Raw genomic sequence first — 13,547 nt, forward strand, 5'->3', positions numbered from 1 at the left:
ATGAACATGGCCTTTCAAATATTATTAAATGCTCTCCTCGCCTTTACATGGATGTTTATGAATGATACATACAGAGCTGCTGACTTTGTATCAGGATTTGCATTAGGGATGATCGCCATTTTTATGCTGCGGCGCTTCTTCCCGCAACGTTTTTATGGCTATGCCCTTTATGCGATTTTCAAGCTTGTGATCATTTTTGTCCGGGAGCTGCTTCTTGCCAATTTGAGTGTACTAAAGACGGTGTTATCTCCAAAGCTGCAGATCAAGCCTGGTATCTTCGCCTTTCGTACAGACTTAAAAACAGATTGGGAAATCACCATACTAGCCAATATGATTACATTAACACCCGGTACACTGGTCATTGATATTTCGGATGATCGGTCGATTTTATACATTCATGCCATGGATATTGAAGATGCTGAAAAAGCCATTCACGATATTCGGGTTTCATTTGAAAAAGCGATTCAGGAGGTGAGCGGTAAGTAATGGACCTTCTATTGCAAATTTCACTTGGCATTCTTGCGTTGTCTACTTTGCTTTTTGTTATACGGGTTATCAAAGGACCTTCTATTCCTGATCGCGTTAGTGCGCTTGATGCGATAGGTATCAATTTAATTGGAATGACAGCCATCGTGTCCATTTTACTGAGAACCACTACGTTCTTTGAAATTATTTTACTGCTCGGTATCCTTGCCTTTATCGGCACTGTCGCTTTTTCCAAATTCCTTGAGAAAGGGGAAGTGATTGAAAATGATCGTCATCGCTAAAGCCATCGTCATTTTCTTTATCCTGCTTGGGGCAATCCTTTGTCTGATCGCAGCCATTGGTGTCCTTCGCCTGCCTGATGTTTACACACGTATGCATGCTGCATCAAAAGCTTCGACACTTGGCGTTGTCCTCATTTTAGTTGGTGTGTTCTTTCACGAGTGGTTTCTGACAGGGGTCATCTCCGCAAAAATTTTGCTTGGGATTGTTTTTATCTTCCTTACTGCACCAGTTGGCGCTCATTTAATCGGAAGAGCTGCTTACAATACTGGTGTGAAAATGGATAAACGAAGTGTCCAAGATGATTATGGCGGTTTCCGTAACTTTGTCATTAAGCGAAAAGAAGACTCTTATTTATAAATGAAGAACCAGACATTCAGGTCCTGTTCACTTCATGTTCATGATTAGATGTTCCTAAAAGAATATAAAAAAAGCTTCCGCATCGGGAGCTTTTTTATATGCGATCAATGACAGCAAGTGTACATCTTGACGTACAGATATGACGGTCTCGATCATCTTTTATATCGACTTGGAATACCATTGTACGCCGTCCTACATGTACAGGAACAGCTGTAGCTGTCACCACTCCATCACGTACAGATTTTAAATGATTGGCATTGATCTCAATACCTGAGCAAACCTGCTGAGTTACATCTAAATGAGCAGCAGCCCCCATGCTCGCCACTGTTTCTGCTAGAGCAGCTGACGCGCCTCCGTGCAGTAATCCAAATGGCTGTTTTGTTCGGTGATCGACTGGCATTGTCGCCACGCAGCGTGACTGATTGCATTCCACAATTTCAATACCCAGTGCCTCAAGCAGTGTATTTGATCCACTTACATCCATCAAGGCCCTCTCCCTTCACACGTTTACAGCACACTTTCAGATTTTGCAATTAACACCGCTTCTGTTCGAGATCCTACATTCAGCTTATTAAAGATGGATGTCAAACTGTATTCAATCGAGCGTTTGCTCAAATGAAGCACATCGGCGATCTCTTGGTTTGTGTAGCCTTTTTCCACTTCTCTTAAGATTAAACATTCACGCTCTGTTAACAGCTCATGATCCGTCTGCTGCGCCTGTTCTGGCTTCTCTTGCTGCTGTGAAATTAATTTCTTTAAATAGGATAGCTGAATGACCACTTCTCCTTGCAATGTGCGGTGTATGTATTCAATAATTTTGTCTTTTGTCTCTGTTTTACTTATTGCACCATGCAATCCAGCTCGAATGGCCTCTTCGAAATAATCATCTACTTCATATCCTGTATAAATAATAATTTTCACTTGTTGATTCGTTTCTAGAATTTTTTTCGCAATGTCCATTCCATTGATATCCCCGAGATTTAAATCCATCAAGATCACATCATAGATGGAGAAGTCATGCGTCTTTAAAAAGGCGGCTTCTGCATCAGGACTTAAACAATCGACTGATAGCTGCTGATCTGATTCTAATATGCTTTTTGTCCCTTCCATGACAGCCGGATGATCATCAATGACCAATATCTTCTTCATGTCTTCCTCCCTTTAAATCACTCACTTCCATTTTATATAAAAGACTTGGCAGATGCCAAGTCTTATTCCTTAAGAAATCGTTACAATTCCATTTCAATTTTCACCTTGAGCCCTTTTTCAGGTGCTGTGTGAATTTGAAGCTTCCCATTTAACGCTTTGACTCGCTCCCTTATACCTGAGAGTCCCATGCTCATCGTGTGCTGATCAAGCTGGCTTGCATCAAATCCGACTCCATCGTCCTCATAATGGAGAACAACTTGATCTTTAATACAAATGAGCATCACTAAGACTTGGCTGGCCTTAGAATGCTTCAACGCATTGGATAACAGCTCCTGCACAATCCGGTAAATATTCAGCTGTGAGTCAATATCAATGTCCAGTTCTTTATCAAAGCGGGTCGTATTCAGCCTAATATGAAATGGTGCTTCCTCTTGGATTTGAGAAACCAGCTTCGAAATCGCCTTCACTAACCCTAAATCATAAAGGAGTTGTGGCCGAAGTTCATGGCATGTTTCTCTTGTGGTTTGAATCACCTTAGACATTTGTTCATTCCATGAGATAAGCGAATTTTCAATAGACGTTGTGCATTGTTCATTATGAAAATTGGTTAAAAACATTTCAGACTGTCTTTTCAGCGAAATCAAATCCTGCAGCACAGAATCATGGAGATCCCTCGCTAAATCTGAGCGCTGCTTCTCTTCCATCGCAAACATGATCTTTTTCAGCCAAGCAGGATTGGATTCACGCTGTTTCAAATCTTCAAGATGCTCCATCAATTCTTCAATCTTGACGACATTTTCTAAACTGACACTTGTGTAAAATGCCAATGTTTTCAGCCATGAAATTTCATCGCGGGTCAGCTTCGGTGTCTTTAAATTGGATAAACAGCAAATCACAAACGAGTGACCGCCCCGCTCGCCAATTTTCATCATGAATCCTTTATCCAGTCCGATGATTTTACCAACTTCACCTAAAATATCTTGAAATTGATCCACATAATCTTTCCATAGCTGGCTTTCTTCTATTGATTCATCAATTTCATCAATTTCAACAATTTCTCCATCAGCCTTCACCTCTAGCACAAAGGCTTTATTCACAACGAGCACTTCTAAAATGGTGTATTTCAAATGATACAGTACTTGATGAAGTGATGACGCCTCACGAATAAGCTGTGTAAATTTAAATACACTATCCTGATAATTATGCTTCTCTGAAAAACGTTTCAAACGAAAACGGAAATCTAAAATTTCTTTAAAATAGAAAACAGCCAACATGAGTGTATATGTGATGAATGTGAGCTTCAGTGTGTACTTTAAATCTTCTGGTTTTTGCAGAATATAAAACGTGACAACAACTAAAATGGTCGGTGTAATGGCAATAAATCCATAGTATTTAAGTCTACTAATCAAGAAATCCATATTGTAAAGTTTGTTCGTCATGAATTGATACACGAGTGAAAAAGGAATGAGCAATACAAAAGAAGTTAAGAAAAAGGGATCTACAACATAAATACGAAACAAAACATATGGAATTGCAAATAAAAATATAAACGGACAAAATGCTATGATATTAATCATGACAAAAAACTTTAAAACAGACCCCTGCTCTGTCTCTTTATATTTCTGCATTCCATTAATAATGACTTTGAATGACATGATAATAGAAGCAAAAAAGAATAAAAGATTTAAACTCGGCATGTATCTGGCTATCACCGAATCAATCGGAACAAACAGCTCTATTACTAGATTAGTTATAGGAAGACTATATAAAATATAAATTGTTTTTCGAGTCGTTATATGCAGGTCAAACTCTTTAAAATATTGATAAATGAAATGAATATAAAAGATAAATACACTTGATAAACAAAATGTGATGACATAATGGCTAAATCTATCACCAATACCTGAAGTACCTGCACTAAGATATCCGATACAAATCGTTAATAAAAATAAAACTAAAAGAAATGCTGATTTTCGTTGGACCTCTTTGTTAATACGAATGATAAAGAAGATACAAAATAAACATATTGAATACAGGATGAGAGGAATTATATAGACAAATAAACTTTCTTGACCAATCAATGTCTTATTTTTTAGGGTGATCATTTGGTTGCCTCTTTGAATATCAATTCTTTGCACATTCCTAAGCTCACCATTGATCAAATGATCTTTATTGTTAGCAGGTTCTCCATTGATTTTAAGTATAATATCTCCTTCTTCTAATCCTGATGTGTAGGCTAAAGAAAGATATTCGACTTTGACAACTTCTGCTTGACCATTCTTGTTCTCCGCAACACGTGCTCCATTAAAAATATCAAATACATAAATATATGAAACATAAATCACAAATAAAAAAGACAGAAAAACCAAAAAAGCAGATAGTTTCGTATAAGTTATCTTCATGTATAAAACATCCTTAACTGGAGAACTTTTAGATCATTTTTAAATGAATAGTATCATTTATAGTACCATATATAATCTGCAGACATTTGCCCTTTTTTTATGCCTTGAATGATTGCTTTCATCGTTTCCTCATCTGTGTGAATTAAACTTGCATTCCCTAAGTCCAATTCATTCACAACATTAGGATTTTCCACTAAATATGCAATAACATTTTGAATGTTCAATCATTGCCCTCCTTTGTCATATATGCATATAATTGTTCCTTTTTCGTTTTAGGCAAATCAAGTTGTGCAATTCCTTGCTTCATTTTTAACATCATAATCTCTCTCATCGATACCATGTACTGAGTCAAACCAGCTTCAAGTAACTTTTGCTTCAGTTGAAACGGCTTTTGCTCTGACTCATCCAGCCGGTTAGAAAAGAAGGAAAGAAGCTCTAGACTGACATCGTTAAAATGTCTTTGTAAATAACTAAATGCCAGCGTTTGTTTTTTTTGAAAATCTCCGTTTGTTTTTGAAAATAACGCAAAAAAATCGTTACTGATTTGTTCAGCAACACCATAATAAATCGAATAAGATTCTACAGTGGCATTCATTTTTCTTGTCGCTAAATAAACACCCAGTACGCTAGAAAGAGCTGTTAAAGATCCAGATTTTTTCCTTAAAACCTCTACACACTCTTCTTCTGTTCCATACAAATGACTCAAATCCTCATGCTGCCCTTCCATAGACATTTTGATGAAGTGGAACAGTTTCTCTATTAGTTGAGAATTATTTTCACAAATTGATGTGATGAATTGGATACTCACCGTATACAAATACGTAGAAGCATTGATGGCCACTCCTTGGTTTATGTTCATCCAAGGATACGAATCATTATCCTGATCTTCAACATCATCTAATATATCGGCAGATAAGATGAGAAGTTCAATCCCTGCTGCCAATTCTGTAATCGCTTGCTTGTCTTGTCCGCCAAATGCCTCATAATGCTGGTAAGCCAATTGACCAAAATGACATTCTTTCTTTATATCTGTAAATTCAAGAAGCAGCTTTTGTAAATCATTCTGCCTGACTGCATGTTGAATCAAATCAGACATTTTCTGCTTGATTTTTTTATTCTCTAGATAGTTTAGCATACTCGGTCTTGATCCTCACCCTCTCGCCTCTTATTTTACTAAAAAGAAATAAACAAATGTCCACTGACATCACTATTTAACAATTATATAATAATATATCCTTTTTTTGTATGTATTTGGATAAAAAAAAAGACTTGATGGCCATCAAGTCTTTAAGAAATTTTCACATATTCATATTTGTCGTATTGATCAATGCTTTTGTTAATGTTATGAAGAGAAGCCGTTGTTTCTCTAATTTCGTTTTCGAGTTTCCATAATAGTTGTTTCAGTTCTTCGATTTCATACTTTTCCATCGATTCCACTCTCCTTTTTTGGAAGATCAATGTATTTGTGTATGGTGATTGGGTCATAAGTATTTGATCTGTTACTAACAGTGTAAATGCTATTGAGTATTTTTTCACCGAAAAGTATGCACAAAATGTGTGCGTGATACCGCAAAATTCAATAGGTCTTTCTTCATCATTTTCAGACTTTTCAAATGATACTTTTATCTCAATTTCAAAGGAACTGCGTCATTTTTCCGACAAGAACAGGCACGATTCGGCACGATTCTCACACAACAGAACATACGATCCCTTCTGTTCTCACGGTTTTTCATGTCATAGGTCAGACGACAGGCTCTACTGTAGACACCGCAATTTTTTGGCGACATTCACCGAAATTGACCGCAAAAGTACCTATTTTTATGATGAATGTGCAAAGGTAGAAAGATCATTTTGATTCTTTATTCTGATTTTCTTCATACATTTAGAACAGATATCCGTCCAAATTCACTTCAATGAGAGAAGAGGTGACCATGTGTTTTACTATGTTCCTTATCCCCCTTTGCAGGTTCCCGCAATGAGGAGCGCATACCCACGAACGCCTATGACCTTCCCCCCGGTGGATGCCCACGCGTTTCAAAGAGCTGCAAAAGAATCAACCCGGCTCGTTGCTGATGCATCACTCATTACACAGCAAATTTCCGGATCGCTTTCGTTTGGACAGCGAATCATGGAGGCTGGTGAGCGCGCTGACACCGCAAGTGTGATTCGAATGCTAAGACAAATCGGGGTAAAAAGCAATATCGATATCCGCTTTAGTCCAGAAGGCATTCGCATCTACTTATCCCTAACTTCAAGCAGGCTTTTTCTGCTTTTACAGTGGGGATGACAAAGAAAAGCCGCTCACGTCAGAGCGGCTTTTGTTAAGATTCAAACATTTTATGACACCATTCAATGGCTTCTATATAACAGCCGTAGGCTTCTTGCTTCGGAAGACGTCCTTCTAACATCTCATCATCCCATTCATTTCGTTCAATACGTTTGGCGACGTCTAAAACAAAGGAATAGTCATTTTCATAACCAAGCAGCGCCTCACCCACTTCATCAGAAAGCGGCAGCTCCTTCACAAGTTCAGTAATGTCTGCCCTAACAAGCGTATCAATGAGTGAAAACATGCCTGTCAGCATATAAGAAGCGGGATGCTCTCGTTCGGTTCGATGGGCAATGAGTTCACACGTTTTGGCCCGAATGAACGACATTTTGATGATTTCTTTTTGACTTGAGTTGGCTTGCACATTGAGTTCTTTAAATGAAAGAATAAAGATCCATCGCCGAATCTCGTTAAATCCAAGCAGGATAATTGCCTGCCGAATACTCTTGATTTGATAAAGGCGTCTCATGCCGCCCGAATTCAGCATTTTTAATAATTGATATGAAAGCGAAAGATCACTCTCTATAAAATGCGTCACGGTCTGGATATTCGGTTGTTCCTTGCTCAGCTCATTCAATAGCTGATGGTATGCATGAAAGCTAGTCGACAAGGCTCGTCCCGAAATGACGTGCGGTTCACTAAAGAAATATCCTTGAAACAAATGGAAGCCAGCTTCTAACGCTTCTTCATATTCTTTTCGCGTTTCTACCTTTTCAGCAAGGAAACGAAGTCGATACTTTTTATATGTATGTAAAATGGCTCTTCGTTCTTCACATGTTGTTTTTAGAAAGTCAATTTTTAAAATATCAATGCAATCGAGGAGTTCGTCAAGTAATTTGTCATGAAAATGGGTTCCGTTCAGAAAGAAATCATCGAGTGCAATCGTGTAACCCCATTTTTTTAATTGCTTACATCTCATGATAAGTGCCGGGGTAATCGGCACATTTTCTAATATCTCAATCACAAGCTGATGTGGATCAAAATAAGTGAGCAGATCAGACGAAAGCAAGCTTTCCGTAAAATTAATGTAGCATCGTTTTCCTTCTGTCAGTGTTTCGATGCCAATGTTTAAAAAACTATTAATAATGAGGTCCGTTGTCGCTTGATCACCATCTTCAGCATGATATGTATTGGTTTCACTATCTCTATAAAGAAGCTCATATGATACGACTTGTTCTTTTCTATTAAAAATAGGCTGTCTCGCAACAAACACCCTCAACTGCTCCAGTCCTCCTTTATGCAATGACAAACAAGATGTGCTTTCAGTATACCAAATGATTGCCCCTATGGTTCATTTTGAATCGGTCAAAACAAAAAAAGAGACCACCTGACTGGATGATCTCCTTTTCCGCTGGCATCAGCTTTCATAAAGCTCTTTTTTGATTTTGTTTTTCACATCATGGATAAATTGCATCTTATTATCCCAGCATTTTTGACTCAAATCGACTGGATATTCTTCTGGTTTGCTGATTCGTTTGTATTCCTCCCAGAAGAGTCCGAGACTATCCTGAACATACGCTTGAATCGTTTGAATATCAGGATTATTATATACAAGCTTTCCTTGTTCGAAAATGGGGACGTGAAGGTCCTTCGCCACAAAGTTTGTCACAAATTTGCTGATAAATGTATGGACTGGATGGAACATTTTTAGTTTCTCTGCACTTTGTACATCTTCGTCTTCAAGGGCAATGTAGTCTCCCTCAGAGTGATGATTCAATTGATTAATAATGCGATACACTCGTTTACGGCCTGGTGTTGTGACTTTCTCTGGGTTGGATGAGATTTTGATGGTGTCATTCATTTTGCCGTTTTCTTCAATTGATACGAGCTTATATACGGCACCGAGGGCTGGCTGATCAAATGCAGTAATCAGTTTCGTTCCAACACCCCACACATCAATTTTTGCGCCTTGTGCTTTTAAGTTCATAATGGTATGTTCATCAAGATCGCTTGATGCAATGACTTTTGCGTCATGGAATCCTGCTTCATCCAGCATCGCTCTAGCCTTTTTAGACAAGTATGCAAGATCTCCGCTATCCAGTCTGATCCCAATAAAGTTGATTTTGTCTCCGAATTCCTTCGCTACCTTAATCGCATTTGGAATGCCTGATCTGACAGTATCATATGTATCCACTAAAAAGACACAGTCTGTATGTGTTTCAGCATATTTTCTAAATGCTGTATATTCGTCGCGATATGCTTGTACTAGCGCATGGGCATGTGTTCCAGATACAGGGATATTGAAGCGTTTCCCTGCACGGACATTACTTGTTGCTTGGAATCCGCCGATCAGTGCCGCTCTTGCTCCCCACATGGCAGCATCCATTTCATGCGCACGTCTTGTTCCGAATTCTAATGCTGTCTCATCTTCAATGATGCCTTTAATCCGAGCCGCTTTTGTTGCGATCAGCGTCTGGAAGTTCACAATATTAAGCAGTGCCGTTTCGATTAACTGCGCTTCAACAAGCGTTGCCTCGATGCGCATAATTGGTTCATTCGCAAAGACAATTTCCCCTTCTCGCATTGAATGAAGTGTACCTGTAAAGGTCAACCCGCTTAAGTATTCAATGAAATCGCTTTTATAACCGAGTTCATCTTTTAAATAAGCAAGATCGCTTTCGGTGAAGGAGAAGTCCGATAAATATTCAATCGCTTTTTCTAAACCAGCAAATACAGCAAAGCCATTGTCAAATGGAAGCTTTCTAAAGAAGAGTTCAAACACTGCCTTCTTCTCATGAATGCCGTCTCTCCAATATGTTTCTGCCATGTTAATTTGATAAAGATCTGTATGTAGTGATAAACTGTCGTCAGTAAACCGATGCTCCAACTTCCATTCTCCTTCCCTTACTTAACCACTTTCGCTCCGAGCGTATGCTCAAAGTGAGAAAGTGCCCACTTGTGCCCCGCTTCATTAAAACTTGCCACCGCATTCTCATGAATCACAAGTTCAAAGCCTTTATTGTACGCATCAACAGCTGTATGAAGTACACAAATATCGGTACACACTCCGGCTAAATGAAGTTCAGTGATGCCACGCTCGCGCAGTTTCATTTCTAATTGAGTGCCAGCAAAAGCAGAGTATCTTGTTTTTTCCATATAATAGACATGCTTTACATGTTTTGACGTGTGAAATAGTGAACTTAGTTTTCCGTAAAGTTCAATTCCTTCTGTTCCGCGAATATTATGGGGCGGAAATAACTTAGTCTCAGGATGATAAGGGTCTTGTTCTTCATGATGATCGACGGCAAAGACAACAAAGTGTCCTTCATCAATAAATGTAGAAGTGATCTCTGTGATCTTTGATTCAATTGCCTGTCCAGGCTTTCCGCACGTCAGCTTGCCATCGTCTGCAACAAAATCAACTGTATAATCAATACAAATCAGTGCTTTGCCCATCCGCATCTCTCCCATATACTCTTTTGAATCATTATAGCCTATTCATTTCACTAGGGAAACCTATTCAACAGATTCACGAGAAAAAGCTTTTTGAAACAGCTCATCTTCTATATAGATGCGCTCTTGATTGATCGCGTGCGGCATCTCTATGACAAGACCGAAAGGAGAATGTGACTCGTGATGGTTGACCACTTTAAAAGAACAACCAGCAGCATTTGCCATTTTGACATATGGAGAATAAGAAGCATAAGACAATTCACCATTTAAAAGAACAGTGGCTTCGCGGTTTGCCTTCAATACTTGCTCGACCTCTTGATACGGTTTATTTCTTGATACTTGCCCCTTTGTCAGAGCGAGAAGAGCGCGTTCCCTTAATGACCCGAGAAACATTCTTCGTTCATCGGGTTTTGTTTCAGCATGTCCAAATATTCCTTGCTGCAAATAAAAGTCTACGGATTCTTCTTTCATTGCGGTTTTCACTCCTGACTTCAACATTTACATTTCTGTGACCCAGTGCACAATTTTTTGTGCGATTTCTCGTGCTTCGTTTATTTCTACCCTTTGGTTTAAGGATTGTTCAAGTGTTTGCTCAAGCTGCGCTTTTTCGTCCTCATACGCAATGGACATACTCCATTCAATATCAGGTACAGCGACAAGTGTTTTATATTCTTTTTTATTTTCATGTAAATATACATTGTAGGTCTTTGGTTGTCCGCTTGTGATATGTGCTTTTCTTATTTTCATTTGACTCTTTTTACACCTCTTTTTCTTCTTCCTTTCATATCCATTGTACCATAAAAAAAGACAGCTTCTGAAAAGGAATCCCTTTCAAAGCTGGCTATGCGTTAAAGCTTTTTGGCTGGCTGATCAGGTTTGAATCCCAAACAAATGTGACATTTGGACTGTTGAAGAACTGGACAAAGTCTCCTGCATTATAGGTGCCTGAACCGCCGGCAGAGTGATCAACACTTTTGGGCGAAATGGCAAACACATCACCGAAATGTGCAGAACCATTTCCAATAACACGGTCAATATGAATAGGCCCAACAATTGCTGGCATCTTCCCACCACCTTTACTACCCTCATCATATGCCTAGCGGAACAATACGTGTCTATCCAACATAGAAAGACAGCTGATCTGTCTTATGATCAGCTGTCTTTCTATGCATTAAATGATTGAGGCTGGCCAAACAGTGTAAAGTCCCAAAGCATGGTGGCATTCGGATCACTTGTCAGGGACATATAATCACCTGAATTAAAAGCTCCCGCTCCGCCGGTCGAGTGATCTACAGCCAAAGGGGCAATGGCTAGAACATCACCAAAAGTAGCCGAACCGTTCCCGCCTAAAGCTTCAATATGAATGGGTCCAACAATTGCTGGCATCTTCCTTCTCCTCCCTATCTGCTTATGTGAGTCATCTTATGCACATAGGGGAAAGTTGTGCATCTGTCCTAGACGTTTAAATGCTGCTCTTTTCGAGAACGCTGACGCAGCTGAACCAATCTGACAATATTCAGTGTAATGGCTTTAAGTAGAGCATAAACAGGGACAGCAAAGATCATGCCAAGTATTCCACCAAAGCTGCCTGCACCAATTAATAGCAGGATAATCGTCAATGGATGTGTGTTCAGACGTTTCCCAATCACCAATGGAGAAATCACGTTTCCATCAATTTGCTGAACGACAAGTATCACAATCACTGTTACAACCGCTTTTCCCGGGGAATCCAGAAAGGCAATGAGCACAGCTGGTGCCGCGCCAAGATATGGCCCAAGATACGGAATCACGTTTGTGACCGCAATGATGATGCCGAGAATAAGCGCATACTTTACACCAATCAATAAGTATCCGATAAAACAAGCAACTCCGACAAATAAACATACAACAATCTGCCCCTGTATGTAAGCTGCAAGCGTGTCGTTTAATTCTTTGAAGATTTTCAGTCCTTCCTTGCGGTAAGGCACTGGCAAGAATTGAACGAGCTTGTCCGGAAACTTATGTCCGTCTTTTAGCATATAAAACAAAATGAACGGAACTGTAATCACGGCAAGGGCAATATTTGCAATCACGCCAAACACCGCAGACATACTTGAAGCAATATTTTCCGGTAAATCTTTTAATGTCGAAACGATCGTCTGTTCAAACTTTGAAACTGACACATAATCTTGGTTCATCATCCAAGTAAATGTTTTGGAGTGCGAAAAGTCATTAATAAATTTCTGCAAATCCGTCACATAACCAGGGAAGCTTTTAACAAGTCCACCCACCTGGGTGACAATGACAGGGCCGGCAGCATTGACAATGAATGTGATGAGCCCGATGAACAGGAGATAAATGATCAGAATGGCGAGCGTCCTAGGAATCTTCTTCGATAAGAACCGAACAATTGGATTGAAAATGAAAAAGAGAATGCCTGCCAGTAAGATAGGGACAAACAAGGTTGATGCAAATAAAATGATCGGCTGAAATAAAAACGAAACCTTTGTTGATACATACACAATAAGTAAAACCAGTAGTATTTGGAATGTCCAAAAATGAACTTTAGATTTTAACAAAGATGCTCCTCCTGTTACGTATTGATCTTATTAAAAAACTACTATTCAACCCACCTTCTGTCAACTGCTTCTTGTTTTAGAACCACATTTTTTGAAAAAAAAAGAACAATTGGTATATCATGCACTTTTTCTAGATATACATTCTATAAGCATGAAAAAAGCAGACACCTATGCGTCTGCTTGTTACACTCTTTCACTGTGATCAGGCATCACCGACACGATTTGCTGGATCCGCACATAAAAAACTGATTTTGCCCCCGCCTCAATTACAATATGATCCGGCATGACTTCCTTCAACTTTCCACGTACTGTATCTTTCACTGTTTGAACAATCAATCTCATACCGACTACTTTCTGCAATGTTTGATAAACATATGGATCAACTAATGAAACGAGCTGTGGACTTCCTTGTTGTGCCATCCTACCTGCCCCTTTACTTGTGTATTTACCCACAGCGTATGCAATGACCCATGTGAGTGTCACTCGGCAAACCCACAACATTAATACCATATTTTTACAAATTATATTCTTTTACATTTTTTAGAAGTATAATAGACTGGTGCTGCCAACATCTTAAATCATTTGAAGAGG

Annotated in this window: 19 protein-coding genes; 4 read left to right on the forward strand and 15 right to left on the reverse strand. The window is 39.1% G+C overall.

Going from position 1 to position 13,547, the window contains the following annotated elements; all coding sequences use genetic code 11:
- The first annotated feature begins 6 nt into the window (after positions 1–6).
- From BA1_RS07035 to mnhG, 3 genes are read left to right on the forward strand one after another with little or no spacing between them, the layout of a single operon-like run.
- The gene (locus BA1_RS07035) at positions 7–486 is read left to right on the forward strand and encodes a Na+/H+ antiporter subunit E (protein WP_008357170.1); all 480 of its coding nucleotides are present in this window, start codon (positions 7–9) and stop codon (positions 484–486) included.
- The gene (locus BA1_RS07040) at positions 486–767 is read left to right on the forward strand and encodes a Na(+)/H(+) antiporter subunit F1 (protein ID WP_008357172.1); all 282 of its coding nucleotides are present in this window, start codon (positions 486–488) and stop codon (positions 765–767) included. Before BA1_RS07035 ends, BA1_RS07040 begins: the two co-directional genes overlap by 1 nt.
- Positions 751–1,125 carry a monovalent cation/H(+) antiporter subunit G gene (mnhG, locus tag BA1_RS07045; protein ID WP_008357174.1) on the forward strand — a complete coding sequence of 125 codons (375 nt, stop codon included), beginning with the start codon at positions 751–753 and terminating at the stop codon, positions 1,123–1,125. Before BA1_RS07040 ends, mnhG begins: the two co-directional genes overlap by 17 nt.
- A gap of 94 nt (positions 1,126–1,219) precedes the next feature.
- On the opposite strand, the gene BA1_RS07050 is transcribed toward mnhG, so the two are convergent.
- From BA1_RS07050 to degQ, 6 genes are all read right to left on the reverse strand, one after another.
- Complete coding sequence (locus BA1_RS07050) at positions 1,220–1,609, reverse strand: hotdog fold thioesterase (protein ID WP_008357176.1); 390 nt, start codon at positions 1,607–1,609, stop codon at positions 1,220–1,222.
- 23 nt (positions 1,610–1,632) lie between these two features.
- Complete coding sequence (gene comA / locus BA1_RS07055) at positions 1,633–2,274, reverse strand: two-component system response regulator ComA (RefSeq protein ID WP_008357178.1); 642 nt, start codon at positions 2,272–2,274, stop codon at positions 1,633–1,635.
- A gap of 80 nt (positions 2,275–2,354) precedes the next feature.
- A complete protein-coding gene (locus tag BA1_RS07060) occupies positions 2,355–4,676 on the reverse strand; it encodes an ATP-binding protein (protein ID WP_008357179.1) in 2,322 nt (773 codons plus the stop codon).
- Positions 4,677–4,729: 53 nt separating this feature from the next.
- Positions 4,730–4,900: a competence pheromone ComX gene (comX, locus tag BA1_RS18610; protein WP_008357181.1), complete on the reverse strand. Its 171-nt coding sequence runs from the start codon at positions 4,898–4,900 to the stop codon at positions 4,730–4,732.
- A complete protein-coding gene (locus tag BA1_RS07070) occupies positions 4,897–5,811 on the reverse strand; it encodes a polyprenyl synthetase family protein (protein WP_008357184.1) in 915 nt (304 codons plus the stop codon). The genes comX and BA1_RS07070 overlap by 4 nt, the downstream gene beginning before the upstream one ends.
- Positions 5,812–5,963: 152 nt before the next feature.
- Positions 5,964–6,104: a degradation enzyme regulation protein DegQ gene (gene degQ, locus BA1_RS07075; protein ID WP_003213123.1), complete on the reverse strand. Its 141-nt coding sequence runs from the start codon at positions 6,102–6,104 to the stop codon at positions 5,964–5,966.
- Between the two features lie 505 nt (positions 6,105–6,609).
- Here degQ and BA1_RS07080 point away from each other — a divergent pair.
- Entirely contained in the window at positions 6,610–6,963 is a 354-nt protein-coding gene (locus tag BA1_RS07080) for a YuzC family spore coat inner layer protein (protein ID WP_034738645.1), read from the forward strand.
- A gap of 34 nt (positions 6,964–6,997) precedes the next feature.
- On the opposite strand, the gene BA1_RS07085 is transcribed toward BA1_RS07080, so the two are convergent.
- The 9 genes from BA1_RS07085 to BA1_RS07125 form a co-directional block, all read right to left on the reverse strand.
- The gene (locus BA1_RS07085; RefSeq protein WP_008357188.1) at positions 6,998–8,224 is read right to left on the reverse strand and encodes an EAL and HDOD domain-containing protein; all 1,227 of its coding nucleotides are present in this window, start codon (positions 8,222–8,224) and stop codon (positions 6,998–7,000) included.
- Between the two features lie 138 nt (positions 8,225–8,362).
- Positions 8,363–9,832 carry a nicotinate phosphoribosyltransferase gene (locus tag BA1_RS07090; RefSeq protein WP_008357190.1) on the reverse strand — a complete coding sequence of 490 codons (1,470 nt, stop codon included), beginning with the start codon at positions 9,830–9,832 and terminating at the stop codon, positions 8,363–8,365.
- A gap of 17 nt (positions 9,833–9,849) precedes the next feature.
- Positions 9,850–10,401 carry a cysteine hydrolase family protein gene (locus tag BA1_RS07095; RefSeq protein WP_008357192.1) on the reverse strand — a complete coding sequence of 184 codons (552 nt, stop codon included), beginning with the start codon at positions 10,399–10,401 and terminating at the stop codon, positions 9,850–9,852.
- Positions 10,402–10,461: 60 nt separating this feature from the next.
- On the reverse strand, positions 10,462–10,869 hold the full coding sequence (locus BA1_RS07100; RefSeq protein ID WP_008357193.1) for a YueI family protein: 408 nt from the start codon (positions 10,867–10,869) through the stop codon (positions 10,462–10,464).
- 27 nt (positions 10,870–10,896) lie between these two features.
- A complete protein-coding gene (locus BA1_RS07105; protein WP_008357195.1) occupies positions 10,897–11,145 on the reverse strand; it encodes a YueH family protein in 249 nt (82 codons plus the stop codon).
- A gap of 94 nt (positions 11,146–11,239) precedes the next feature.
- The gene (locus BA1_RS07110; protein WP_008357197.1) at positions 11,240–11,461 is read right to left on the reverse strand and encodes a spore germination protein; all 222 of its coding nucleotides are present in this window, start codon (positions 11,459–11,461) and stop codon (positions 11,240–11,242) included.
- Positions 11,462–11,562: 101 nt separating this feature from the next.
- Positions 11,563–11,784, reverse strand: coding sequence for a spore germination protein (locus BA1_RS07115; protein ID WP_008357200.1), 222 nt, complete (start codon positions 11,782–11,784; stop codon positions 11,563–11,565).
- 68 nt (positions 11,785–11,852) lie between these two features.
- On the reverse strand, positions 11,853–12,956 hold the full coding sequence (locus tag BA1_RS07120) for an AI-2E family transporter (RefSeq protein WP_008357202.1): 1,104 nt from the start codon (positions 12,954–12,956) through the stop codon (positions 11,853–11,855).
- Between the two features lie 183 nt (positions 12,957–13,139).
- Positions 13,140–13,376: a YuzF family protein gene (locus tag BA1_RS07125; protein ID WP_003213721.1), complete on the reverse strand. Its 237-nt coding sequence runs from the start codon at positions 13,374–13,376 to the stop codon at positions 13,140–13,142.
- Between the last annotated feature and the right edge of the window lie 171 nt (positions 13,377–13,547).

Origin of the sequence: Bacillus xiamenensis, from assembly GCF_000300535.1 — a bacterium.
Lineage (GTDB): Bacteria > Bacillota > Bacilli > Bacillales > Bacillaceae > Bacillus > Bacillus xiamenensis.